Source organism: Peribacillus sp. NJ4, assembly GCF_030348345.1.
In the GTDB taxonomy this organism is placed as follows: Bacteria; Bacillota; Bacilli; order Bacillales; family DSM-1321; genus Peribacillus.
The window spans coordinates 732,597-758,896 of sequence record NZ_JAUCFQ010000001.1 but is presented as its reverse complement, the minus strand read 5'-3'; the positions used below and the strand labels follow the sequence as shown (position 1 = coordinate 758,896).

General features: G+C 41.7%; 21 protein-coding genes, 1 pseudogene, 1 riboswitch and 1 other annotated feature. Of the genes and pseudogenes, 8 read left to right on the top strand and 14 right to left on the bottom strand.

What is annotated here, in order from left to right; all coding sequences use genetic code 11:
* Nucleotides 1-81: 81 nt before the first annotated feature.
* Nucleotides 82-681: a hypothetical protein gene (locus QUF94_RS03875; protein ID WP_289314677.1), complete on the top strand. Its 600-nt coding sequence runs from the start codon at nucleotides 82-84 to the stop codon at nucleotides 679-681.
* A 532-nt stretch (nucleotides 682-1,213) separates the two neighbouring features.
* Here the strand turns inward: QUF94_RS03875 and QUF94_RS03870 are convergent.
* From QUF94_RS03870 to QUF94_RS03840, 7 genes and pseudogenes are all read right to left on the bottom strand, one after another.
* Nucleotides 1,214-1,852, bottom strand: coding sequence for a hypothetical protein (locus QUF94_RS03870; protein WP_289314676.1), 639 nt, complete (start codon nucleotides 1,850-1,852; stop codon nucleotides 1,214-1,216).
* Nucleotides 1,839-2,276 (bottom strand): annotated as a pseudogene (locus QUF94_RS03865) (ATP-binding cassette domain-containing protein); the annotation flags it as partial. The pseudogene QUF94_RS03865 and the gene QUF94_RS03870, both read right to left, overlap by 14 nt.
* A 74-nt stretch (nucleotides 2,277-2,350) precedes the next feature.
* Entirely contained in the window at nucleotides 2,351-2,539 is a 189-nt protein-coding gene (locus QUF94_RS03860; protein ID WP_289314674.1) for a DUF2712 domain-containing protein, read from the bottom strand.
* A 280-nt stretch (nucleotides 2,540-2,819) separates the two neighbouring features.
* On the bottom strand, nucleotides 2,820-5,984 hold the full coding sequence (locus QUF94_RS03855) for a S8 family peptidase (protein ID WP_289314673.1): 3,165 nt from the start codon (nucleotides 5,982-5,984) through the stop codon (nucleotides 2,820-2,822).
* 339 nt (nucleotides 5,985-6,323) lie between these two features.
* Nucleotides 6,324-8,738 carry a leucine--tRNA ligase gene (gene leuS, locus QUF94_RS03850; RefSeq protein WP_289314672.1) on the bottom strand — a complete coding sequence of 805 codons (2,415 nt, stop codon included), beginning with the start codon at nucleotides 8,736-8,738 and terminating at the stop codon, nucleotides 6,324-6,326.
* Between the two features lie 53 nt (nucleotides 8,739-8,791).
* Nucleotides 8,792-9,024 (bottom strand) — a binding site (T-box leader).
* Nucleotides 9,025-9,177: 153 nt separating this feature from the next.
* Nucleotides 9,178-9,441 (bottom strand): DUF2524 family protein, encoded by a 264-nt coding sequence (locus tag QUF94_RS03845; protein WP_061465304.1) that lies wholly within the window; start codon nucleotides 9,439-9,441, stop codon nucleotides 9,178-9,180.
* Between the two features lie 95 nt (nucleotides 9,442-9,536).
* On the bottom strand, nucleotides 9,537-10,043 hold the full coding sequence (locus QUF94_RS03840) for an SMI1/KNR4 family protein (RefSeq protein WP_289314671.1): 507 nt from the start codon (nucleotides 10,041-10,043) through the stop codon (nucleotides 9,537-9,539).
* 169 nt (nucleotides 10,044-10,212) lie between these two features.
* Between QUF94_RS03840 and mnmL the strand changes: the two genes are divergently transcribed.
* Together mnmL and mnmM are read left to right on the top strand one after the other, a co-directional pair.
* A complete protein-coding gene (mnmL, locus tag QUF94_RS03835) occupies nucleotides 10,213-11,172 on the top strand; it encodes a tRNA modification radical SAM protein MnmL/YtqA (protein ID WP_289314670.1) in 960 nt (319 codons plus the stop codon).
* Nucleotides 11,169-11,741: a tRNA 5-(aminomethyl)-2-thiouridylate-methyltransferase MnmM gene (gene mnmM / locus QUF94_RS03830; protein WP_289314669.1), complete on the top strand. Its 573-nt coding sequence runs from the start codon at nucleotides 11,169-11,171 to the stop codon at nucleotides 11,739-11,741. Before mnmL ends, mnmM begins: the two co-directional genes overlap by 4 nt.
* 268 nt (nucleotides 11,742-12,009) lie before the next feature.
* Here mnmM and QUF94_RS03825 read toward each other — a convergent pair whose 3' ends face one another.
* A complete protein-coding gene (locus QUF94_RS03825) occupies nucleotides 12,010-12,813 on the bottom strand; it encodes an alpha/beta hydrolase (protein ID WP_289314668.1) in 804 nt (267 codons plus the stop codon).
* Between the two features lie 210 nt (nucleotides 12,814-13,023).
* Between QUF94_RS03825 and QUF94_RS03820 the strand changes: the two genes are divergently transcribed.
* The gene (locus tag QUF94_RS03820; RefSeq protein WP_289318282.1) at nucleotides 13,024-13,542 is read left to right on the top strand and encodes a gamma carbonic anhydrase; all 519 of its coding nucleotides are present in this window, start codon (nucleotides 13,024-13,026) and stop codon (nucleotides 13,540-13,542) included.
* A gap of 682 nt (nucleotides 13,543-14,224) precedes the next feature.
* Here the strand turns inward: QUF94_RS03820 and metK are convergent.
* On the bottom strand, nucleotides 14,225-15,418 hold the full coding sequence (metK, locus tag QUF94_RS03815) for a methionine adenosyltransferase (protein ID WP_289314667.1): 1,194 nt from the start codon (nucleotides 15,416-15,418) through the stop codon (nucleotides 14,225-14,227).
* Between the two features lie 162 nt (nucleotides 15,419-15,580).
* A riboswitch (SAM riboswitch) is annotated at nucleotides 15,581-15,743 on the bottom strand.
* Nucleotides 15,744-16,159: 416 nt separating this feature from the next.
* Here metK and pckA point away from each other — a divergent pair.
* Nucleotides 16,160-17,746 (top strand): phosphoenolpyruvate carboxykinase (ATP), encoded by a 1,587-nt coding sequence (pckA, locus tag QUF94_RS03810; protein ID WP_289314666.1) that lies wholly within the window; start codon nucleotides 16,160-16,162, stop codon nucleotides 17,744-17,746.
* Nucleotides 17,747-17,911: 165 nt separating this feature from the next.
* On the opposite strand, the gene QUF94_RS03805 is transcribed toward pckA, so the two are convergent.
* From QUF94_RS03805 to QUF94_RS03795, 3 genes are read right to left on the bottom strand one after another with little or no spacing between them, the layout of a single operon-like run.
* Nucleotides 17,912-19,213 carry a nucleotide sugar dehydrogenase gene (locus QUF94_RS03805; protein ID WP_289314665.1) on the bottom strand — a complete coding sequence of 434 codons (1,302 nt, stop codon included), beginning with the start codon at nucleotides 19,211-19,213 and terminating at the stop codon, nucleotides 17,912-17,914.
* A gap of 41 nt (nucleotides 19,214-19,254) precedes the next feature.
* Entirely contained in the window at nucleotides 19,255-20,571 is a 1,317-nt protein-coding gene (locus tag QUF94_RS03800) for a glycosyltransferase (RefSeq protein WP_289314664.1), read from the bottom strand.
* A gap of 22 nt (nucleotides 20,572-20,593) precedes the next feature.
* Nucleotides 20,594-21,799 (bottom strand): glycosyltransferase family 4 protein, encoded by a 1,206-nt coding sequence (locus QUF94_RS03795; RefSeq protein WP_289314663.1) that lies wholly within the window; start codon nucleotides 21,797-21,799, stop codon nucleotides 20,594-20,596.
* Between the two features lie 196 nt (nucleotides 21,800-21,995).
* Between QUF94_RS03795 and wecB the strand changes: the two genes are divergently transcribed.
* Nucleotides 21,996-23,129 carry a non-hydrolyzing UDP-N-acetylglucosamine 2-epimerase gene (gene wecB / locus QUF94_RS03790; RefSeq protein WP_289314662.1) on the top strand — a complete coding sequence of 378 codons (1,134 nt, stop codon included), beginning with the start codon at nucleotides 21,996-21,998 and terminating at the stop codon, nucleotides 23,127-23,129.
* A 352-nt stretch (nucleotides 23,130-23,481) separates the two neighbouring features.
* Nucleotides 23,482-23,649, top strand: a complete 168-nt coding sequence (locus tag QUF94_RS03785) for a Fe3+ hydroxamate ABC transporter substrate-binding protein (RefSeq protein ID WP_289314661.1) — start codon at nucleotides 23,482-23,484, stop codon at nucleotides 23,647-23,649.
* Between the two features lie 83 nt (nucleotides 23,650-23,732).
* Here the strand turns inward: QUF94_RS03785 and QUF94_RS03780 are convergent, their stop codons facing one another.
* The gene (locus QUF94_RS03780; protein ID WP_289314660.1) at nucleotides 23,733-25,097 is read right to left on the bottom strand and encodes an MATE family efflux transporter; all 1,365 of its coding nucleotides are present in this window, start codon (nucleotides 25,095-25,097) and stop codon (nucleotides 23,733-23,735) included.
* Between the two features lie 25 nt (nucleotides 25,098-25,122).
* A complete protein-coding gene (locus QUF94_RS03775; RefSeq protein WP_289314659.1) occupies nucleotides 25,123-25,701 on the bottom strand; it encodes a TetR/AcrR family transcriptional regulator in 579 nt (192 codons plus the stop codon).
* Between the two features lie 188 nt (nucleotides 25,702-25,889).
* Between QUF94_RS03775 and QUF94_RS03770 the strand changes: the two genes are divergently transcribed.
* The gene (locus QUF94_RS03770; RefSeq protein ID WP_289314658.1) at nucleotides 25,890-26,297 is read left to right on the top strand and encodes a VOC family protein; all 408 of its coding nucleotides are present in this window, start codon (nucleotides 25,890-25,892) and stop codon (nucleotides 26,295-26,297) included.
* The last annotated feature ends 3 nt before the right edge of the window (nucleotides 26,298-26,300 follow it).

Genomic DNA, 26,300 nt, shown 5'->3' with positions numbered 1-26,300 from the left:
CCGATTCCGGTTTTCATTATAATGTTATAATATATAAGAATTGGTTTTAATTAGGTCAAAAGTATTAAAGAGGTGAAAATCATGAAAAAGATCTTTTTATCCATCATCATATCCCTGCTATCATTATCTTTAGTCGCCTGTAAGGCTGATGGGCCAAAACCCGAGAATATCCTTTCAGTTCCTGAGTTGACCGCTAGGGAAAAAGCAATCCTGGAGAGTTCAAGTGAACATTCCTTCCTTATCGATTTCAAAGTTGATGATACATACAAGGAGATGTCCGTCTGGGTCGAGAAATATGAATTTGGTAAACTAGTTGAGAATGAAAAAGGCCGCATGACAACTGGGGTTGAAAAGAATGGGACGATTATCTTCACCACATCCAAAACGGATGATGACCAAGATCAATCGATGTTCAATATCAGCATTCAAAACGATGACAGTTTGATTTCAGCTACTTATCCTGAGAGCATTGATAGAAGGGATTCCAGCGTATGGGGCAGTCCTGATAAAATCAATATTAACAGCACAACAAAGCTTGCATTGGCGAGTATATGCTACTCAAGCGGAAATGAAGGCATACGTTCGCTTTCCACTGATTTTTATGGTGATATGGATGGCCATATGGACGAGTTGAAGGAATACGATGTTGTCTACCTCCTGAGAAGTGAATTCACTAAATGAGCTGACAAATGCAGGTGCAAGTTGAATCGAACTGGCAACTGCACAGTTTATTTTTTGCACGCTAATACTACAAAACTCTATGATTTCAAGAAAATAAATGAGACATTTGAAGATTCAAAAAAGGGTTGGCGATCAAATTGATGAAGTATTAAAGTCCAAATAATGGGTATGGGAAAATTTTAAAAAGGGGTTGAAGGAAGAGGCATTTGGGTGTAATCTTTTAAAATAAAAAAAAACGGAAAGAAGATATTAAATTGAAGAAAATCATCCTCCTCTTTGCAGCAGTAGTCATTGCGAGCTCTCTCGGACATCAAATAACCGGCGGATATAATGACCCTCGAAAATCCCGCCCTAGGTATATACATTTAAAATAAGGAATCCGCTTTTGAGCTTGATTCCTTATAATTTCAAGTCAATAAATATTAACATTTTAAGAAACGATCATGGGATTTGAATCTGTGCATAAAGACAATATTGATTGATAGTATTTCAAACTTATCTTTCAATTAAGCTTGTATTAAATACACTTAAATTACTCATTATTTCTCTCCAATATCAAATCATCCTCATTTGATATGAAACCATCTTTATCCATTTTCTTAATATACACGTTATACCCATTTTTCAGTTCAATTTCGATTGGCTTTTTTACTTTTTCACCAATTTCCCATTGAATGGTTTGCAAACTTCCTGATTTTGTTCCATCTCTTATATCGATAAACACTCGGATTCTATCGGATGTCCTTGATAGTACATAATTCCCCGCTTGTATTTCTGCACCGACCACATAATGACCAGGATCTTTAAGGATGATCTTTTGACCCTTTTTCGCTGCCTTTTCAAATTCAGGAGGCTTGAATTCAACTTTTCCTTTAATCCACAAATTCCCATTGAGATGAACTGGCACTGCATGTAAAATGGCATTTTTGTGCATTTTATCACCAAAAAATTCCGCTTCATTATCGAGGGCTTTAATATCATAATAACCCTGATCGATATCCTTACCGACACTGATCTCTTGTGATTCCAAAACCTTATAGGACGCTGCATTATTTTCAGGATTTCTATTATCGGCACTAATTGCTGCTGAAACAAAGTACACTTTATAGATAAGGAATCCGCCAACTAATACGAGTAAGCTTAATGCTGCCATTCTTTTATTTAGAGTCAAGAACGATTCCTCCATTATCCATCTTTATATATTCATCCGCTAATGCTTCTAAATCCTGTTTATGATGACTTGTCAAAATGATGAGTGACCCGCGCTCTTTTTCTTCTTTCAAGATTTGATAAACTTGAATGACACCTTCTTCATCAATTGCATTTGTTGGTTCATCCAATAATAAAATATCCGGTTTTTCAAATATCGCTTGGGCGACACTTAATCGTTGTTTCATTCCTAACGAAAACTTTCCTACCTTCATTTTTGAATCAGGATCAAGACCGACTCTTTTTATCGCCAATTTAATATCCTCATCAGTGGCGATGTTCCTGATTTTTGATAATATTTTCAGATTTGTATAGGCGTCATACTGGTGAAGCAGGGATGTGTTTTCAATAATGACACTAATGTTAGAAGGAAATGAAATATCCTTACCATTCGTTCCATTGCTTTTCTCCAGCCAATAAGTCGTATAGGTATTAGTTCCTTCTTTTGAATAATACATTCTCACTTTCCATGTATTCCGTTCCGCGTAGTCGTTTGACGATACTTTGTACCTGTATATTCATTGCCCTGCTCTTTCTTAATCTCAAAGGAATATCCTGAATTCTCATTTCCAGCTTCAACCGAAAGCGTTCCTAAACCAATTGAGCAGGCTAGAATAGTACCTAATGCTATTACTCTTCCTTTTTTCATCTTTATAATTCCACCTGAAATTTGGTATTACTGCACTTTGACTTTTATTCTTTCTCCTCTCTTTTTCTCTAATAAAGATTTATAGTACAAGAAAAAAGAGTAGGTTCTATTTCAGAATTAAAACGCGAAACTCCAGATCTGACATCACGCAATGACAACGCACAGGCAAAAGACACGCTCATATCAAAAACACCGCTCATCATCGAGCGGTGTTTTCATTCGTCTTCTAACATAAAAAGGCCGTTTAACATGTAAGTTAAACGGCCTTCACCTCTTATAACTATTTTGATTTTTTAACCGTTACTTTTGTTGCTTTTCCTGTATTGCCCGCTTTGTCTTTTGCTGAAGCATATAATGCGGATCCTGCTTTTTTCTTGCTGATTTTGATGGAGAAGTTCCCCTTGTTATCTGCTTTTCCTGTTCCGATGTTTTTATTGTTGTGCTTCACGGTAACGGTTGAACCGATTTCCGCTTTACCTGTTACTTTGGTGGCTTTGTCGTTTACTTCATTCACTTTCGGTGCTCCTGGAGCCGTTTTATCTTTAACCGTTACTTTTGCCGCTTTTCCTGTATTGCCTGCTTTGTCTTTTGCAGAGGCATATAATGCGGACCCTGCTTTTTGCTTGCTGATCTTGATGGAGAAGTTCCCCTTGTTATCAGCTTTTGCCGTTCCGATGTTTTTATTGTTGTACTTCACGGTGACGGTTGAACCGATTTCCGCTTTACCTGTTACTTTGGTCGCTTTGTCGTTCACTTCATTCACTTTCGGTGCACCTGGGGCGGTTTTATCCAGAACAGTTACGGTTGCCGCCTTGCTTTCCCGTTTTGCTAGATCTGTAGCTGTGACTGAAAGTTTAGTGCCGGCTTTTTGTTTGCTGATTTTCACTTTGAAAATCCCTTTGCTGTCCGTGTTACCTGAACCAATCACTTTTTTTGCATTATTTTTGATCGTGATTTTCATGTCCGCTTGTGATTGACCAGTTACATACGTATCTTTGTCACTTACAGCTTTAACGGTTGGCTTATTAGGGGCTTTCCCTTTCTTCACGAATACTTTGATTGAAGAGGTTGCCAGTTTGGAAGAATCAGAGATATTCACAGTAAGCATTTGCTCAGCTTTTTGGACCGGAATTTTAATGGTGAACGTTCCGTTAGCTGCCGCCGTTGCTTTACCGAGCGTTTTGTTTCCGCTTTTCACTTCGATGACTGAATCCTTTTTAGCTGTACCAGTCAGTGTTGTTTGCGTATCCATCACAAGATTGACTTTTGCTTTTAAATCCACTGCACTAAGTGCACTGTATGCATTCAGCCTTCCATATCCGGATACTAAATCTTTTCCGACAGGAAGTTCTTCTTCTGGTATTATGATTTCTCCATCCTCAGGTGGATAGTCCTCATCAGGGTCTACATTATCTTCTTCTTCAAAAGCAACATATTCCGATGTCTCATGAAGGATTTCCCTTACTTCATTCAATTTCAATCCAGGGTTTCCGGATAATAACAAGGCCGTAGCTGCCGCAACATGAGGAGCTGCCATTGATGTACCATCCATATAGGTAACATTTCCATTAGGTACAAGGCTCGGGATGCCTGTCCCCGGAGCGACCATGTCCAATTTCGATCCATAATTGGAATAATCCGATACTAAATCAAGGGCATTGGTTGCGCCGACGGAAATGGCGTATTTAGATGATGCAGGATAAGAAAGACCTTCCATCCCATCATTACCGCTTGCTACGACAACCATTACATTTTTGGCGGCTGCATCTTTCAAGGCGTGTTCAATCGTCCTGCTATATTCTCCGCCCAAGCTAAGGTTTATGACCTTGGCACCATGGTCCACGGCATATTTAATGCCTAGTGCAATTTTCTCATTGTCTCCATATCCTGAAGAGTCCAAGACCTTCACAGGCATGATTTTAGCTACTGGATTGATTCCTTGCATGGAATAGCCATTGTCTGCTTTTGCAGCGATAATTCCGGATACATGTGTACCATGGCCATTGTCATCGACTGCATTTCCCTTCTTATCAACGAAATTCTTGCCTAAGTCCATGCGAACCGTATCTTTCAAATCCGCAAGTGAATCATCGACACCTGTGTCGATAACCGCTACTAATGTATCCTTTAGATTACGTTTCTTAATAAGGTTTTGCAGTTTTTCGTTATCGATGTCCGCACCCTTTATGCCCTCTTCACCACCGAGGTTATTTAAAGACCATTGATACGATGATTGAATATCGGCTGAAAGTGCTTTATACGTTTTTACCGGTTCGATATATTCCACTTCTGGAAGATTTTCAATACCGGAAAGAGCTGCTGTGCTCATTTTTGCTTGATTCTTTAACTCTACGACATACATATCATCATACAGAACCTCTTGTTTCTTAGGTGCCGATAATGTCCCGAATTCTTTTCCGCTTACTTTGGATTGGACAGAGCTTAATGACTTCCCTGGTTTAAGTTTGACGATATATTTGTTCTTTATATTTTTCGTAGCCGGAAGTTCGATTCCCGCTTTGCTTGCGATATCGACGATTCTCTCACCTGCAAGCTTATCAAGATTGATTTTCTTTGCAATGCCGTCCATATCCTTTTTCAATCCAGCCGGAGCGACGTCTGCCGTCTTAGTGAATAAAGCTTTAATCGCTTCTTGCTGCTTGTTGCTAATGACTGCCGTACTGCTTGCTCCATTTTCATTGAGATCCTCAATAAGGGGCTTAATGACGACTAAATGATTATAGACGGCTTCCCTTGCCGTTTTATTACCAGCCAGATGAAGAGCCAGGAATGGAGAAGCCTTATAGTATAAAGAGGACAGGGTGCGTCCCTCAGATGATTTCGTGAGAACTTCATCTCTAAACACGCGGAGTGTTTTCAACATGGATTCTCCCGTTTTCTTATCGTTTACACTCAATTCAACCGGGCATGATTCGAGATCTTCCCCTTCGTCACCGGCAGATGGCGGCAATGTCACTGAATGGGCATTGATGGAGTATTCAGCTACATTTTCCGCATCCGGTAGAGGATTTCCTTCATCATCCGTATCGCCGAAATATTCAACTTTAACATAATATGTGCCGTCCCAAGCATATGGGAAATCAACTACAGCTTTTTCATCAGGATAAGAAGAGACAAAATAATTACTCTCATCTTTTTCTGCTTTTTCTTTATTTTGATATACGGAAATATTCAAGATTTTATCCGAATTGACTTCGAACTCAATATGGGAGAATTTTTGTATTTCTTCTTGTGTGGGAGTGATTTGATACCATTGAACACCCGGTTTTTCAAACTTTCCGTCCAAAGTGTCCCCATTTTTAATCGTATTTACATTTTCAATAGGTGTTACAGCTGCAGCTTGAGAATTTTGTGGAACCAAGCTGAAAATCAGTGCAAAAATAAGCACAAACACCGTAATTCGACTCACATTCTTAAATTTCACGGTTTCGCCTCCAATATTTGGTTATAAAATAACAGTACTATACCAAACTATCACACTGTATTATTTTATCAACCAATTTTTTCCCTTTTTTATGACAAATGCTTGATACAATTGGACAGCGAGCAGAAAAATGATTCTCCTGTACCAATTAAGCAAGATATTTGAGCTCCGATCGACACCTTATAACGATGTTGATACCAATATTTGATAGATTCATCGCTAATGGACTTAAATCGGTGAATATCCTAACATGACCTAATTCCTAAGTTCCGCCAATGCCCACGAAAAAAAAAGCTGTCCCAGCATTAAAACATGCGGAACAGCTCTCATTCGATTTGGTTAGTTTGCGACGATATTGACTAATTTACCTGGTACAGCAATGACTTTACGGATGGTTTTCCCATCGATTTGTTCTTTGATGGAATCATCACCCATCGCAATTTCTTCCAACTTTTCTTTCGTAGTGTCAGTCGGCACCATTAATTTCGTTTTGACTTTTCCGTTGATTTGGATGACGATTTCGACTTCGTTATCCACTAACTTCGCTTCGTCGAACGCCGGCCATGTTCCGTATGTGATGCTCTCGGAATGGCCTAGTTTAGACCAAAGCTCTTCAGCGATATGCGGTGCAACCGGTGCAAGCAATTTGACGAAGCCTTCGATATATACTTTAGGAAGCGAATCCGCTTTATAAGCATCATTGATGAAGACCATCAATTGTGAAATCGCCGTATTGAATTTCAATTCTTCATAATTCTCGGTCACTTTTTTAACCGTTTGATGATAGACTTTTTCAAGCTTGCCCGTGTCATCCGTTTCGGTCATCTTATCTGTGATCGAACCGTCTTCGTTGACTAATAAACGCCAGATGCGGTCAAGGAATCTGCGGGAACCGTCCAATCCGTTTGTAGACCAGGCAATCGAAGCATCCAATGGTCCCATGAACATTTCGTACATGCGAAGTGTATCTGCACCATGGCTTTCAACGATATCATCCGGGTTCACGACATTCCCTTTGGATTTACTCATTTTTTCATTATTCTCGCCAAGGATCATCCCTTGGTTAAATAGGTTTTGGAAAGGTTCCTTCGTTGGCACGACACCGATATCGTACAGGAATTTATGCCAGAAACGAGCGTAAAGCAAGTGAAGCACCGCATGCTCAGCGCCGCCAATATAAATGTCGACCGGCATCCATTCTTTTAATTTTTCAGGATCTGCAAGTGCTTCCTTGTTGTCCGGATCGATATAACGAAGGAAGTACCAGCTGCTGCCTGCCCATTGTGGCATCGTATTTGTCTCGCGGCGCCCTTTTCGTCCGTTTTCATCCGTTACGTTCACCCATTCCGTAATGTTCGCAAGTGGTGATTCGCCTGTACCCGAAGGCTTGATGTCCGTAGCTTTCGGTAAAATCAATGGAAGTTCTTCTTCCTTCACTGCAGACATCGTGCCGTCTTCCCAATGAATGATTGGAATCGGTTCACCCCAGTAACGCTGACGGCTGAATAACCAGTCGCGAAGACGGTATGTTATTTTCTTCGTACCGATTTCTTTTTCTTCCAGCCATTTGATCATGGTTGAAATGCCTTCTTCTTTATTCAATCCATCAAGGAATTCCGAATTCACATGAAGGCCATCGCCTGTATATGCTTCACTTGTCACATCTCCGCCAGCTACGACTTCCTTGATCGGCAAGTTGAACTTGACTGCAAATTCATAATCCCGCTCATCATGCGCAGGAACGGCCATGATCGCACCTGTTCCGTAGCTGATCAACACGTAATCAGCAATCCAAATCGGCATTTTTTCGCCGTTTACCGGATTAATGGCATATGCCCCCGTGAACACGCCTGATTTATCCTTAGCCAAGTCTGTTCTTTCCAAATCGCTTTTATGTTTCACTTCATCTAAATATGCGTCGACTGCCGACCTTTGATCAGCTGTCGTAATTTTATCGACAAAGTGATGTTCAGGTGCCAATACGGCATATGTTGCACCGAATAACGTATCCGGACGGGTCGTGAACACCGTGAATGCATCTTCAAAGCCATCGATATTGAATGTAACCTCCGCTCCCTCGGAACGTCCAATCCAGTTACGTTGCATATCCTTGATGTTTTCAGGCCAATCCACATCATTCAAATCGTCGATTAAGCGGTCCGCATAAGCCGTGATTCGAAGCATCCATTGTTTCATCGGGCGGCGCTCAACCGGATGGCCTCCACGCTCACTTTTTCCATCGATGACTTCTTCGTTCGCCAATACCGTGCCAAGAGCCGGACACCAGTTAACGGCCACTTCATCAATATATGCAAGGCCCTTTTCATATAATTTCAAGAAGATCCATTGCGTCCATTTGTAATAGTCGGGATCTGTCGTGTTTATTTCGCGATCCCAATCATAAGAAAAACCAAGGGCTTTGATTTGGCGGCGGAACGTGTTGATATTGTGCTCCGTGAATTCAGCTGGATCATTTCCCGTATCGATCGCATATTGCTCTGCCGGAAGCCCAAATGCATCCCAGCCGATCGGGTGTAAAACATTATACCCCTGCGCCCGTTTCATACGTGCTAGGATATCGCTTGCCGTATAACCTTCCGGGTGCCCCACATGAAGACCTGCGCCTGAAGGGTATGGGAACATATCCAGCGCGTAGAATTTGCGTTTGCCGCTTTCTTCACCCGTTTTGAATGTCTTATTGCCTTCCCAATACTGCTGCCATTTCGTTTCTATGCTTCTATGGTCAAAACTCATTTGATTTCCTCCTAATTTCCGTATAAAAAACAATAAAAAACCCCTCATCCCAAAATAGGGACGAGAGGATTATGTATATCTTCCCGCGGTACCACCCACATTGGCGATAGCTAAAATCCGCCCAGCTTAAAACATCCGTAACATGGATTAAAACGCCAGGCATTACTTTTTACCTTCACACCCGGAACTCCAAGGGGAGTTCACGACCCTCCCAGGTTGACTTGCACCACCCGTCAACTCTCTTTACTGGAATCAAATCGCTACTGTTCCTCATCATAGTCTTTATGAGAATATTTGATTATATTAATTCTAGTCAATTTCACCGATAATTGCAATAGCCGTACATAAACATTATCGACAGGTTTTTCATTATATATGCGAATTCAAGGAAAATCGTGCAAAAAAGGGAGCTATGCATCCATAGCTCCCTTGCTTCCCTTTAATGCCGCAGTAAAATCATTTCATTTTTCAATTCATTCAACTGCTGCCGCATCCGCGAAAGCATATCCCGTTGTTGGGCATTCGAGCTGGCATACAATCGTTCCATATCCGTCAAAGCCTCTTCGATATACCTTTGCGAATTTTGAAATTGTTCATCATCATAATGCTCCTGCCGTGAGGCCTCGTTAAATTCAAACTCTGCAAAATGGAGAGCTCCTTCACATTGCTCTAAAAAATGATCGACGGATTGTCTGGTTGCCATTACAAACCCTCTCCTTCGCGTCTCATGTGGATGATTCGGAATCATCTTGTTTAGTTTGAGCAAATAACGAGTGGATTATCATTTTTTTTGAGGAATCAACCTTTATCCCAAAACTTCTCCCCATGATGGGAAATGAACTGCTCGATCCACTCGGCAAAACCCATATGGAGTTTCTCGCCTTCTTCAAAATCATCGATATGGCCTTTTACCATTAAATAATCCTTATCACCTTTAGCGACGGCTTCCCCATCTATCACGATATTATCTTGATAAATGCATGCCACTTTATAGCATCCTTCGTATGAATTTTCATATGTGTAATTAACAATATCATCCAGGCTGTATAAATCATTTTCCCCGCCAGATTCCACATTATCGAATAGACGGCATCCATTCGTTATTTTTAAAAACTCTTTATAATCATCGGGCAGAAGCAATCCGGTTTTCTTTTCAAAGGAATGAATTTGTTCATCCGAAGCAGGTGAATTGAAGGTGCAAGTGGCTTTGTATATGAACCCATCTTCATTTAATTCGATCACCTGATTATTTTCGGCTAATTTCTTTTTCATTTGATTAATCGCTTCTTCAACTTGACCGGTCATGTCCATCAGCTCCCGATTGGATATAGTCATTCATTAGATATACTGAAAATAGCAGCTAAATTTTAACCTTCAAGTATACAGTATACGCTTATTTTTCAAAAAAAGACCTAGCTGCCAGAATGTTGTATAATATATGTTGCGCTTTATTTTTAATTAGGAGGTTGCTGATTTGAATCAAGCAAACCCGTTTATATATGCAACGGATAACAAACGATATCATACATGGAATTACCACTTGAGAAATCATTTTGGACATAAGGTTTTTAAAGTTGCCCTGGATGGCGGTTTCGACTGCCCGAACCGTGATGGCACCGTCGCGCATGGAGGCTGCACCTTCTGCAGTGCCTCAGGCTCCGGTGACTTTGCGGGCAGCAGGGTTGAACCGTTAGACGTCCAGTTTAAGAAAATCAGCGAACGGATGCATCATAAATGGAAAGACGGAAAATATATGGCCTATTTCCAAGCGTTCACGAATACCCATGCACCCGTAGCAGAGCTTCGCGAGAAATATGAAAGTGTATTGACCCAGGAAGGTGTCGTCGGACTCTCCATCGCGACACGCCCGGATTGCCTCCCAGATGATGTAGTCGAGTATTTAGCGGAATTGAACGAGCGCACTTACCTATGGGTGGAACTCGGTCTCCAGACGGTTCATGAAAAGACCGCGACGATGATCAACCGTGCCCATGACTTCAATTGCTACAAAGAGGGTGTCGATAAACTGCGTAAACACGGCATCCGCGTATGCTCCCATATCATCAATGGTCTTCCTCAGGAAGATTACGAAATGATGATGGAAACAGCCCGGGAAGTCGCCAAACTCGATGTGCAGGGCATAAAGATCCATTTACTTCATCTATTAAAAGGGACACCAATGGTCAAACAATATGAAAAAGGCCTACTTGAGTTTCTCGACCGTGACGATTATGTCAGCCTGGTATGTGACCAGTTGGAAATTATCCCTCCAGAAATGATCGTTCACCGCATTACGGGTGACGGTCCGATCGATTTGATGATCGGACCAATGTGGAGCGTCAATAAATGGGATGTCTTGAATGCCATTGATGCCGAATTAAAACGCCGCAACAGCTGGCAGGGGAAAAATCATCAGACGGAGGTACAAACATGAAGCTTGATCGAATTTTGCCATTCGCCAGGATTCTGCTTGAAAAGGCGGTTCAGCCTGGGGATATAAGCATTGATGGCACGATGGGCAACGGTTTTGATACGGTCTTTCTTGCAGGACTTACAGGTGAAAACGGACATGTCTATAGTTTTGACATTCAGAAAGAAGCCCTCCAAACCACAGCGGCGAAACTGAAGGCCGAGAATTTACAAGCGCACTGCACCCTCATTCACGATGGGCATGAACAATTGAGCAAATACATCAAGCAAGAACATTCCGGAAAGATCACAGGTGCCATATTCAACCTAGGCTACCTTCCTGGCGGAGACAAAGCAATCATCACCCAAGCAGATACGACGATATCGGCCATTGAACAGCTGTTCGAGATGCTGGCACCAGAAGGCATTATCATCCTCGTCATTTACCATGGACATCCAGGGGGATCTGAAGAACGGGATGCATTGATGGATTATGTACGGGACTTTCCTCAACAGAAAGCGCATATCCTGAAATACGGTTTCATCAACCAAGCCAACAATCCGCCATTCATCGTGGCGATTGAAAAGAGATGATCACGCATGACACCGTTCTTTAGTAACGGTGTTTTTGCATTAGACATTCGTTTAAGCCCCCACTCGAAGGGTGCATGGAACAAAATATGAAAGCGACTAGACCTATTCGCCAATATCCTCCACATTATAAAAAGATACTTGTAATGTATTCCGTGCACCGGTCATCAAGACGAACGAATTGCTTACAAAAACAGGTTGATCCAAATAAAAAAAGCTGCCAAAGGTCTCACTTCGGCAGCTTTTTCATTTATCCCGCAGTATGTACCGATCAAACGACATACCCTAATATCTTTAAACGATTTTCAACAAAACTCAGTGCATATTGAAATACATCATCACGCTCAGGCTCGTTAAAGATTTCATGATAAAGCTTCGGCCATTCCTTATATTGCTTTTCACTGGCCAAGTTATAATTAAACCACTCACGAACCGCCTTCTTATTCACGATTTTGTCATCTCCGCCCTGCATGACCAAAAGCGGTACATCCTGAATTTCGGGAATCTCTTCAAAAGCATCCTTCATAGCCTGTGCAAGCTCGCGATACCAACGAATCGAAACCTTTGTGATATATAGGGTATCGTTTCTATCGGATTCACGAACTTCAGAACTTCTCGTTGCCATTTCAGGTGTCAACCCGGAATCTACCCTGAACTTTGGCATCACGATGTTCAAACCATGAGAGAGGGCTGTCATGAACTTCGGCGGCTTCGTCATGAGGCCTAAGCATGGTGAAGATAGAATCACCCCTGCAATGTCCCATTCCTCTTCCTGAAGAAGGCGTATCGAGATCAAACCGCCCATGCTGTGACCAAGTAAAAACACCGGCAGCGAATATTCGTAGGCATCTTCTATCCAGCTTTTCACTTCATCTAAATATTCATCAAAGGAATCGATATGTCCCCGGTAGGCGCGTGTTGTCATTCCCTGCCCAGGAAGGTCGCCCATGACCACATGGTATCCGGCTGAAAGCCACATTTGTGTAACCCACTTATAACGGCCGTGATGCTCCATAGCCCCATGAATGATGACAATGACGCCTTTTGCGTCTCCTTCTGTCTCCCATTTCCACATTCGAAATCCCCCTTTCACTTTTCACTTGTTGTATACGATCCATGATAGTTAAAATAATATATATAAATTATAACCATATTCGTGATTTTCGACAAAAAAGAAATCTAACAAGTTGTACATTGGTATTATAAATAGCTAAGTGTATTTGCATACGGTATATTAAAATAATACATAAAAACATTAACTTCGGAAAGGAAATGATTGAAAATGATTATTTATCCGTTTAAAGGCAAAGAACCTGAAATCGCTGAAAGCGCATATATTGCTGAAAATGCTGTCGTCACAGGTGATGTGAAAATTGGTGACGAATCATCAATTTGGTTCAATTCCGTCATTCGCGGTGATGTATCCCCAACCATCATAGGGAAAAAAGTCAGTATACAGGATAATAGCGTCCTGCACCAAAGCCCAAATAATCCATTGATCATCGAGGATGAAGTGACCATCGGACATCAGGTCATTTTACATAGCTGCAAAATCCGTAAAGGAGCTTTGATCGGCATGGGATCGATTGTGCTTGATGCAGCGGAAATCGGCGAAGGGGCTTTTATCGGTGCCGGCAGTCTCGTTCCCCAAGGTAAAGTCATTCCACCGAACATGTTGGCATTCGGACGCCCAGCTAAAGTCATTCGCGAAATCAACGAAGAAGATCGCCAGGATATGGAACGAATCGTACGCGAATATGCCGAAAAAGGACAATACTATAAAACGGCAGAACGAATAAAATAAACTAACGAGTAAATGCTCCTAACTCACGAGTAAATGCTCCAATTTCACGAGTATTTGCTCCTAACTCGCGAGTAAATGCTCCAATTTCACGAGTAAATGCTCCTAACTCACGAGTAAATGCTCCAATTTCACGAGTATTTGCTCCTAACTCGCGAGTAAATGCTCCAATTTCACGAGTATTTGCTCCTAACTCACGAGTAAATGCTCCTAACTCGCGAGTAAATGCTCCAATTTCACGAGTATTTGCTCCTAACTCGCGAGTAAATGCTCCAATTTCACGAGTATTTGCTCCTAATTCGCGAGTAAGTGCTCCAATTTACGAGTATACGACCCTGACTCACAAGTATATGCTCAATTCACGAGTAAACTCCTAACTCACGAGTATTTGCTCCTAATTCGCGAGTAAATGCTCCAGTTTCACGAGTATTTGCTCCTAACTCGCGAGTAAATGCTCATTTCACGAGTATACGACCCTAACTCACGAGTAAATGCTCCTAACTCACGAGTAAATGCTCCAGTTTCACGAGTATTTGCTCCTAACTCACGAGTAAATGCTCCAATTTCACGAGTAAACTCCTAACTCTAGAGTAACTATCGATTTCTTGAATTATTCCCCCTGAAGGCAAAATTAATCCATAAAAAAAGGTGCCCCGCTTTTGCGGGACACCTTTTCTTCTATGGATTATGCTTGTGCTTTTAATGTTTCTGCTTTATCCGTGCGTTCCCATGGAAGATCGACATCTGTACGGCCAAAATGTCCGTATGCAGCTGTTTGTTTGTAGATTGGGCGACGAAGATCAAGCATTTTGATGATACCAGCTGGACGAAGGTCGAAGTTTGCACGAACTAGGTCAACTAGGACTTCTTCGCTAACTGTACCAGTTCCGAATGTATCAATCGAGATCGATACAGGCTCTGCCACACCAATTGCGTATGCCAATTGAACTTCCGCTTTGTCAGCAAGGCCAGCGGCAACGATGTTTTTCGCAACGTAACGCGCTGCATATGCCGCAGAACGGTCAACTTTAGTAGCATCCTTACCAGAGAATGCACCACCGCCGTGACGAGCGTATCCGCCGTACGTATCAACGATGATTTTACGTCCAGTAAGACCAGCATCCCCTTGAGGTCCGCCAATTACGAAACGGCCGGTCGGGTTGATGAAGTACTTAGTTTGAGCATCGATCAATTCAGCTGGAACAACTGCTTTAATCACATGTTCTTTTATATCGGCTTGAATTTGTTCAAGCGTAATTTCTGCATCATGCTGTGTAGAGATAACGATCGTATCTACACGTACAGGACGGTTATTCTCATCATACTCCACAGTTACCTGTGTTTTACCATCAGGGCGTAAGTAAGCAAGAGTTTCATCTTTACGAACTTTAGCCAAGCGGAAAGAAAGTTTATGTGCCAATGAAATCGGAAGCGGCATAAGCTCTTCTGTTTCATTACAAGCAAATCCGAACATAAGACCTTGGTCCCCTGCACCGATTGCATCGATTTCTTCCTCTGACATGTTTCCTTCACGAGCTTCCAATGCTTTATCGACGCCAGCTGCGATATCGGCAGACTGCTCATCAATGGAACTCAATACAGCACAAGTTTCAGCATCGAAACCGTATTTCGCACGTGTGTAACCAATTCCTGCAATGGTATCACGAACGATACGCGGAATATCCACGTAAGCGGATGTTGTAATTTCACCAGCAACAAGCACAAGACCTGTTGTTACACTTGTTTCACACGCAACACGTGCATTTGCATCCTTAGCAAGGATAGCATCTAAAATGGAATCTGAAATCTGATCACAAATTTTGTCCGGATGGCCCTCTGTAACAGATTCAGAAGTAAATAGACGTTTCTTTGACATCATATTTCCTCCTTGGAAGTTAGTATGTTGTAGGCATAAGCCTGATTTTTACGGAACTCGTTTCCCTCATTAGTTTCAACTATAGACACAGAATTACTTATAAAAACACAAAAACCTTCCCTGGCAAATGAGGAAAGGTTTAAAATTCTGTCTTCTATCCTTTCACTCTTATCGTTCAAGGGTTTTTTACCTTGCTCAGGTTAGCACCATCACCACTATTCCTTGAAGAACATCGCTTTATTTTCGGCGATCGATCTTGGAGTCAAGTTCAATATGGCAGGTTGCTGGGTTTCAAAGGGCCTGTCCCTCCACCAACTCGGGATAAGAGAATCCGTACAATTTAAGATAATATCGTATCAGGTTGGAACTTGTCAATGTTTTTATAAAAAGAACATATCCCCCCACTTGAAAAAACGGGTTGTTTCAGCGTCTTCAAAGGGTTTCCAAGGCCGACTGCGAATAGAAATGTTGAAAATTGCCATTAATAATAGAAAATAAAGCATACTAACAGGAACGGCCAATTAGAAATATGTTGCTTAATTACTTCCTATTTAAAATAAAATTTTCACTCCATGTAAGTATATGCAATAGTAATGACTCGGTTCCTGCGCCTTAATAATGAAAAATGATTAACGCAACCAGTTGAAAATAATCACAAATTAAAAGAAATAGTATAGACTATTTAAATGAATGTGTTATACTAATTGTAATATAAAAACTTAAACAAAGGAAGGTATCTCATATATGAATTCTGTAGATGTTTCTAATGAGTTACACCAGTTATTAACAGGAAACAATGTTCAAACTCAACTTTCAGTTCCTCAATTGGTCGAAAAAGTATTAAGCAGAAATGAAGGCGTACTAACATCAACTGGCGCAGTAAAAGCTGAAACCGGCAAATATACTGGTCGTTCACCTAAAGATAAATATATCGTGGAAGAAGCATCCGTTAAGGATAAAGTCGATTGGGGTTCAGTGAACCAGCCAATTTCTGAAGATGTGTTCAATAAACTATATAATAAAGTAGTTGACTACCTAAAAGCAAAAGAAGAGATTTTCGTTTTCAAAGGTTTCGCTGGTGCAGACGAATCATCACGTCTTCCAATCCGAGTTGTTAACGAATATGCTTGGCATAATCTTTTTGCCCATACTTTGTTCATCCGTCCGAACGAAGAGGAATTAAGAGGTCACGAAGCTGAATTCACAATTCTTTCGGCACCTAATTTCAAAGCAGACCCAGAAGTGGACGGGACTTCATCTGAAACTTTCATCATCGTTTCATTTGAACGCCGTACCATCCTGATCGGCGGAACGGAATATGCAGGAGAAATGAAAAAATCGATCTTCTCGATCATGAACTACTTACTTCCAGAGGCTGGAATCCTTCCAATGCATTGCTCTGCTAACGTAGGACGTGAAGGGGACGTCGCTTTATTCTTCGGACTGTCTGGAACAGGTAAAACAACTTTATCCGCAGACACTAGCCGTAAACTGATTGGCGATGACGAGCACGGCTGGTCTTCTAACGGTGTATTCAACATCGAAGGTGGCTGCTATGCGAAAACTATCAACCTTTCACGTGAAAAAGAACCACAAATTTTCGATGCGATCCGCTTCGGTGCCGTATTGGAAAATGTAGTTGTGGACCCGGATACACGTGAAGCGGACTATGATGACAGTTCATTGACTGAAAACACCCGTGCTGCATACCAAATGCAAGCGATAGATAACATCGTGAACCCAAGTATTGCAGGACACCCAAATACAATCATTTTCTTAACAGCTGATGCTTCAGGCGTTCTGCCACCAATCAGCAAACTTTCCAAAGAACAGGCAATGTTCCATTTCCTAAGTGGTTACACTAGTAAATTGGCTGGTACTGAAAGAGGGGTAACTTCTCCGGAAGCTACATTCTCCACTTGCTTCGGTTCACCGTTCTTACCGCTTCCCGCTCAACGCTATGCTGAGATGCTTGGTGATAAAATTGACGAGCACAATGCAAAAGTATACCTTGTCAACACTGGGTGGACTGGCGGAGCATACGGAACCGGAAGCCGTATGAAACTTGCTTACACTCGTGCGATGGTACAAGCGGCACTTGAAGGTGAATTAGCGAACATCGAAACGATCAAGGATGAAATCTTCGGTTTGGATATCCCGCTTCATGTTCCTGGAGTTCCTGACGAAGTGCTTCAACCAATCAAGACTTGGGCAGATCCTGCAGCTTATAAACAAGCAGCAACAGCTCTTGCAGCTCAATTCCGTGAAAACTTCAAGAAATTCGGTAGCGTTCCAAGTGAAATCGAAGAACTTGGCGGACCGACAGCTTAATAAATTGTACACAAAAGGACCAAGCTCTTGCTTGGTCCTTTCTTCATTGGTTTTCCGCTCCCCCCGTGCCAGTTGCAGAGCTTGACTTTCAACCACAAAAAGGGCACTGTCCATAGTCAGCGCCCCCCTTTATCCTTATTCCATTATCGATGTTTGTCCAAGTTTTTAGATGATCGCTTTATTCCTGGCTTTTTTCATGGACATCGTTTTGTATTGATATATATTGCCCAGGTTGGCCACCGGGACATCGGTTTCATTTGCATCAATGCAATTCCGTGTATCCAAAATCAATTTATTGGCCATAAGATCCGATAGCTTATCATAATCCATCCGTTTAAATTCATCATGGTCGGTCAGGACAAGTATCAAGTCGGCACCTTTTACAGCATCTTCCACTGAAACGATTGGCATCTTCCCAGATTGAACATGCGGATCATGCAAGGCTACATCCACATTTTCCATTCCCATCAAGATATTGACGACATCAATGGCGGGACTTTCACGAATATCATCTACATTTCCTTTGTATGAAAGTCCGAAAACCGCTACCTTTGGATGACGGATTCCCTCGAGCATCATTCTTACGCAATTGACAATGTAATAAGGCATCGATACGTTTGTATCACGTGCCAATTTAATGATTCTCGCATACTCTGGTGCCTTTGCTACGACGAAATACGGATCGACTGCTAAACAATGTCCCCCGACTCCAGGGCCTGGTTGGTGAATAGTGACACGTGGGTGCTTGTTTGCCATCCCTATGACATCCAAGACATTGATGTCCAGCTGGAAGCAGACTTTCGCCAGCTCGTTTGCAAGGGCGATATTGACATCCCGGAAAGTATTTTCCATCAGCTTGGACATTTCTGCCGTTTTCGCATCCGTCTGAATGATTTCACCTTGAACGAAGGTTTCATAAACTAAGCTCCCTTTATAAGAACATGTTTCCGTGATCCCTCCGACGATACGATTATTATGAACTAACTCTTCAAGAATCCTTCCAGGTAAAACACGTTCCGGGCAATGAACGAGGAAGATGTCTTTACCGATCGTGAGGCCAGTCATTTCTATCATCGGTTTGATATGATCATCCATGCTTCTTGGCGCTATCGTCGATTCGATAATGATGACATTTCCCTTTTTGATAAAAGGAAGAATGGTGGATGTCGCTTCTAAGACGTAGGTTAAATCACATGATTGATGCATGTCATCTTTATTTGGAGTAGGGACTGCAATAATGAAAACATCAGCATGTTCCGGGCTTAAAGCAGCTCGAAACTTATTGGAAATAAGCACCTCATGTAATACCTGCTCCAGTCCAGGTTCTTCGATATGGAGCTTACCATCATTCAAATTGGAGATAACCTCAGGCTGGATATCCACGCCGATAACATCGACACCGTGTTTCGCAAACATTAAAGAAGTTGGAAGCCCTATATAACCTAGTCCCATTGTACAAAGTTTCATATTAACCACTCCTATCCTATTTTTCTGCTACACTCGTTTTGTTAGGCAGATTGATAAATATCGATAAAGATTTCCTTCTCTTGTTTCCAATTGTATTTTTGCCGGGCATTTAGGCAATTACTGCTCATTTCCGCCCTTTTTTCAGGGTGTTTCAATAGGTAATTGACTCCTTCGGCAATTGACTTTGGATCATGTGAATCGACACACACGCCAATCTGTTCCGCATCGACCACCTTTTGGATTTCAGGAAAACTACAGGCAACCACAGGCACACCGCTCATCATGTATTCAAACAATTTATTTGAAGAAGCGGAGTAGTGATTAAAACAGACATTATTCAATACCTGAAAACCTAAATACGCATTTTTCGTATAATGGAGCAGCTCGTCGACCGGAACCTTCGGTAAGAACTTCACACGATGTTCCAGATGCATGTCGCTTACTTTTTTCATCAAATCATCCTTGATTCTTCCATCTCCTATAAAAACCACTGTCCCACCCTCTATCATCGGTACAGCATCAACCAATTGCTCTAAACCTCTGCCCATTTGAACGCCGCCTTGGTATAACAATATCGGCTCATTCGCTGGCAAATCGAGCAGCTCATGCAAATTCACGGCCGTACTTTCCTCCGGATTGGTTGGAATTGGGTAGTTATGGACCACATTGGGATATAAACCATATAAGTCTTCGTTATATTTAGCTCTCGTATGGTTTTCGGCAATCATTTCATCAACAAATACTAATAGGAATTTCTCCATCATCCCGTAAAGTCGGCTATTATATCCCGTTCTGCTCGTTTGTACCTCATGTGAGTCATATATCAGCTTTTTCCGCCTTAACCATTTACTGCTGATCGCTCCCTGCATTAGCGTATTCAAGTCATTCGAATGATAAAAATCATATTTCCTTTTCCGGCCATGGTGGATCATTTGACCAAAAATGTAGCTCCTTGTTAATAGGGTCGGCAGTTTCGTTTTACTCATGATCAAGGTGCCGATCGCAAGGAGTGCAAGGGAACCGAACAATATTCCCGATCCCACCCAGCCATTGATCAAGTTCAAGTTCCACAACGTATTCCAAACCAATAATGCCAGTAGAACGATTTCAAACTTCTTTTTCTTCAATTTGCCTACGATCCTGAGAATCCTATGAAGCGCCTCCCAGCGGTTATTCACCCTAGTGACAGTGAAACCATTTTGATGTTTCTCCTTTTTGGGCAAATCCTTGATCTTCCAGTTATGAATGGCAATCAAATCCACTTCATAACCCGCTTCAGTAAGTGCTGTGCATTCTCTTAGAACCCTTGCATCGTTCGTAAAGTGATTCCACACAAACATACATACTTTCTTCGCCATGTTGTCCTCCACTTCCAGGTTTTCAGCCTGACGCTTCCATCACGTTGATGAGACCTTTAATATTTTTGGACCATTGAAAATGTTGTTTAGCATACTGATAACCGTTTTCCCCCAGTTCTTTACGAAGGGCTGGATCCGAGGCCATGGTCAGGATATGCTGACTGATTTCATCAACATTTCGGCTGTCTGCCACCAACCCGCATTTCGCCTCTGTGAGCATCTTCTTGGCCCGTCCAGCAACATCACCGACAATGGGCTTTCCGACACACATATAATCGATGATTTTACCAGGCAGCACCTTGTTGAAGACCTCTTTTTCAACCAAGCTTACATATGCAATGTGAGAAGTTGAAACTTCATGAAGAGTCACTCTTCTATTCATCGCATTAATCACCTTGATATTAGTCAGCCCTTTAGATCCGATCTCCTTCTCCACTTCGGATACCCGATATCCATATCCGATCATCGAGAACTCGATTTGCTTATGTTCCCTTAGCTTTTCAGCCACGGCTATCAGTTTTTTCAGGTCTTGAGCCAGTCCAATATTCCCTGTATAAACGACCTTGATTATTTTTTCCGATGCGGGTGTAAGCAAATTCTTTAAAGTCAGCTCATCCGCAGTAAGCGAATTAGGGATGAATTGGATGGTATCCTCCTTGACTCCCTTTGAAACGATATAATCCCTGAAACCAGGACTATTGATTATGATAAAATCCGAATGCCGATATAGCTTCCTTTCCAGAAAGAACGCGATTTTCAAAACCCACTTATTTGTAAACACTCCCACTCCTATCAACGATTCCGGCCATAAATCCCTGACATCGGTAATGAGTTTCGCCTTCATCTTTTTCTTGGCGATCAACGCCGCCAATGTCGGGAAGATCGGCGGGGTAGTGGCAAACACATAATCATATTTTTTTTCGAGACGGATGATTGTATAAATGAAAAGCCACATCGCTTCAAGATAATGAAGCAACCGCTTTCCCATATTGCTTGTATACCTCTTCACTTTGTCCGGCTTTATCCTGATGACATCTTCTTCAATGCTATCTTCATCCCAAAACTTTGTATCTTGATATAAACTTTGATTAGGATAACTCGGCTTCAATGTGATGACCGTTACCTCAAATCCGTTTCTTTTCAAATGGAGATATATATTTTTCATTCTATTTCCCGCACTTCCGATTTCCGGATAAAAGTTTTGCACGATCATCAGGACGCTTTTCATATTCGCCTATCACCTCTATTCTTGGGTTGTTATGTTCCTGCTTTTCATTGTAAATGCCAGATATTAACTGAAAGTTAAAGAAATATAAAGTCCTCATTAATATTGTAAATATTCCGTTAATTATTGTTTCATTTTCATATTTTCCATGAACTTCCCGCTATAATGGGGAGGACATTTAGAAGGGGAGGAAATGAGCATGCCTAAACAACGTTTAAAGGTCATGACCGTATTTGGTACAAGACCGGAGGCCATCAAAATGGCACCCGTCGTATTGGAACTGAAAAAACATCAAGAAGAAATAGAAACCATCGTGGTGGTCACCGCCCAGCATAGGGAAATGCTCGACCAAGTCTTGCAATGTTTTCAAATAAAGCCAGATCACGATTTGGATATGATGAAAGATAGGCAAACATTAGAAGAAATTACAACTCGAGGCATTGAAAAGTTGAGTTCGCTCATGAAAAATATAAAACCGGATATCGTCCTCGTTCATGGGGATACAACGACAACTTTCATCGCAAGCTTGGCTGCTTTCTATAATAAGATACAGGTTGGTCACGTTGAAGCTGGTCTCCGTACCTGGAATAAGCATTCACCGTTCCCAGAAGAGATGAATCGACAGTTGACTGGTGTCCTGGCTGACTTGCACTTTGCACCGACCAAGAAGGCTGCTGAAAATCTCCTATTGGAAAACAAACAGAATGACCGAATCCATATTACCGGTAACACTGTCATCGATGCCTTGAAAACAACGATACAAAAAGACTACACGCACCCGATCCTCTCTGGGTTGAATGGCGATAGAATGCTATTGATGACCGTACACCGTCGTGAAAATATCGGAAAACCCATGCAAGGAATATTCCGTTCCGTGAAACGGCTTCTTGATGAACATGGGGATATCCAAGTTGTTTTTCCGATTCATAAAAACCCAGTCGTTCGCGAAATCGCTCATGAGATTTTCAGCGATAACGATAGGCTGCATATAATCGAACCTTTAGAGGTGATTGATTTCCATAATTTCGCTGCGCGATCCCATCTGATCCTGACAGATTCCGGAGGGGTGCAGGAAGAAGCCCCATCACTGGGTGTTCCAGTTCTCGTATTGCGCGATACGACGGAACGGCCGGAAGGAATTGAAGCTGGCACTCTATTATTGGCAGGGATCGAAGAAGAACGAATTTACCAATTAGCCAATGACCTACTTACGAGTGAAGTGGCCTATAAAAAAATGGCCACAGCTTCCAACCCATATGGAGATGGACTTGCTTCAAAGCGGATTGTTGAAATCCTATTAAAGCATAGTATGAAATCCCCCCTTCCAATATGAAAATGGTTCAATAAAAAAAGATGATTAAATCAGCCTGCCACTTTACCGGCAGGCTTTTTCCAATTAGTTAGATCTATACTTGAGCACCTTCGAAAATCTGTTCAGTCGCGGCACACGTATCATTTGCCCTTATTCCGAAATAACCGCTATTTCTATTATTGAATCCGCACCAGCATTAACATTCTGGATCATCACTTGAATTTCATTTACGAAAGGGGACGCAAAAATAGTCAAAGCAACGAAGGACAAAAAACCACTATTAATTTGTATTTGAAATGGCAGATACTTATGATAGTTTTGATATATCAAAGTTCATTGGATTTAAAACTTTACATTGCTTGGAGGTGTTTAAATGTTCGGGGAAGACCCAAAGTGTGTTAATTGTGGAAAAGAAATTAAAGGCGATGAAGTTGTTCTTGTGAAAATGCGTTATCCGAAGCGTAGAGGGATGACTGAAATAAAAGCATATTTAAAAAATGAAGGAAGTTTCATCTGTGAAGAGTGTTTTGATAAAGCTTAAAACTAATATATGATATTTAAATTTCTCTCTCTTACTAAGTCCTTGCATAAAAAGGACCACCAAAATTGGTGATCCTCAATTTATCATTTTATTGAACTGGGCTTTTCCCCAAGTTTTCGAACCTTTTCTTTTAAATAAAGTAGGACGGTTAAGAATATGACCACCTCTGATAATGGAATGGCCAGCCATGCTGCATTCGTCCCGAATATTAGCGGCAATGTCAGCAAGAATATAAGCATGAAAATGAACTCTCGCCCAATCGTGATCCAGGCGGCCATCTTCACTTGCCCTATGGATTGGAAATAGGTCATCATGACAAAGTTGACACCCATTAGGATATAGCCGCTAAAGAAGATCCTAATTCCAATTGTAGCAAGTTCTTTAACATCACTTGAAAAATCACCGAATAAATTCACGATTAAAGGAGCCGCAACCTGTCCCATGAGGGTAATGGATATTCCTGCCCCCATTGCGGTAAAAATGGCAATGCGGACCGTTTCGCGCTTCCTCTTTTCATCTTTTGCACCATGATAATAACTTACCAGCGGCTGGATTGCCGACCCTATGCCGAGAAACATCATCAGCATGACACTATGGGCATAATTCACAATCGAAAATGCAGCTAATCCATCGGTGCCTGCAAGTCGGGAGAACGCATTATTATGAGCGATAGTAAAGACGGATACGCCTATTTCCGCTAAGAAACTAGGAAAACCGATCATCATCGTCATCATGAATAGTGACTTTTCAAAACGGAACTTGACGAGACGAAGCGTGTTCTTCTTCGTGAAAAAGTGCAGGCTGAGAACCAGTATCCCCAACGCTGCTGCCAAGATCGTACCATAAGCTGTCTCACGCACCCCTAGTTCAAGTACGTAAAGGATAATGAAGTTCAAAACGAAATTGGATATGGCTGTAACGATAAGGGAGGCCATGGCCAAATTCGGATTGCCATTATTCCTGACGAATATGCTTAAAGTGTTTTCCAACGTGAAAACAAAGCCTAGCATCAAGAAAACATTCATGTAGTCCGTTGCAAAGGGAGCCGTTGCTTCATTGGCCCCTAGTGCATAAACAAGCTGATGGTGAAAAGCGTAGGCAATCAGACCAATGATTACGGTGAATATCGTAATCAAAATGATGGAATGGGTGAAAATAAAGCGTGCACGGCCATAATCCCTTGCCCCCATGCTTTGTGAATAAAGTGTTGCGCCGCCTACCCCGATCCAAATCGACATCGCTACAAAAATCGTATAAATGGGCCCTGCTATATTAACTCCTGCAAGGGCAACCGATCCAAGTTTATTGCCGACCATCACGCCATCGACAACAAAGTTCAATGCCATCAATACCATTCCTATCATAGAAGGAATCAAATAGCGTAAAAAGACCCTTCCCGTCGATTCCATCTCCAGTAGATTTTGTTGTTGTTTTTCTCTTAATGACATGTTTACCATCTCCTGCTATTCGACCTTACTTTGAAATACCTCTCCAAAAAATGGACCATGACGCTGCAAGTTTTTCCGCCACCCGCTCTCGATTATCGGCATAAACCAGTTCAACCATAATGGCTACGATGACACCTGAATACGCCAATGTCAGGGTCCGCGCATTCCCTGTGTTTAAAGCCCCCTCTGATACCCATGATCGGAATATCTCTTCCATTAAGGCTTCCTGTTGAACCTGAAGATCATCAGTCTCCTTCTGTATTTCATTGTATAGATGTGTTGGCGGAAAGAATCCCATGCGAAGCCAGAACTTCAAACTTTCTACCTCCTGGAACATCTTGATCATTTCTTCCAAAAATCCGTATAGCGTCTCTTCCGGGTCACTGTTGCGCATCATTTTGAAATACTTCACATAAGACGAAAGCTCCATTTCCTTGGCATCCTTAAGGACAGATAAAAACAGATCGTCCTTCCCTTTAAAGTGAGAATAAATGGATTGTTTCCTTATTCCGACTTCTTCCGCAATTTGTGAGAGTGAAGTCCCCTCATACCCATGAATCGTAAAATATTTGAGTGCCGCTTTTTTTATTTCATCGCTTTTCATAATAAGGTTCACCTTTCATTGCCGAATATTCTTTTTTGTATTTCTGATAAACCCATCATACCCTAACGAACGTTCGTCAGGAAAGTTTTTATAATAAAAAACACACAAATCATATTCCCTGTGATGAAATAAAGGGGGATAAGATATCTCTGTCGAAATGATAGTCATGTACAAGAAGGAGGATTCATATGAAAAATCAGGTTACCCCCTATTTAATGTTCGATGGTCAAGCAAAGGACGCATTAGCCTTTTATGCAGAGGTATTCCAAGCAGAGATTATCGACCTGCAAACTTACGGTGAAGCTGATTTCCCAACACCTGAAGAAGCGAATGACCTTGTTTTGCATGCCAAAATCAAAAAAGGCGATATGTTAATCATGGTATCTGATACGTTTCCAGGCAATCCCCTTCAAGTCGGGAATAATGTATCGTTGGTCCTCGAATGTGAAAGCGACTCGGAAATCCAGTATTTATATGATGCCATCTGTGAAAAAGGATTATCCTTAATGGAACTGCAAGATACCTTTTGGGGGGCCAAGTATGGTAAAGTCAAGGATCAATTTGGCGTTCACTGGGACTTGAATTACACAAAATGAATT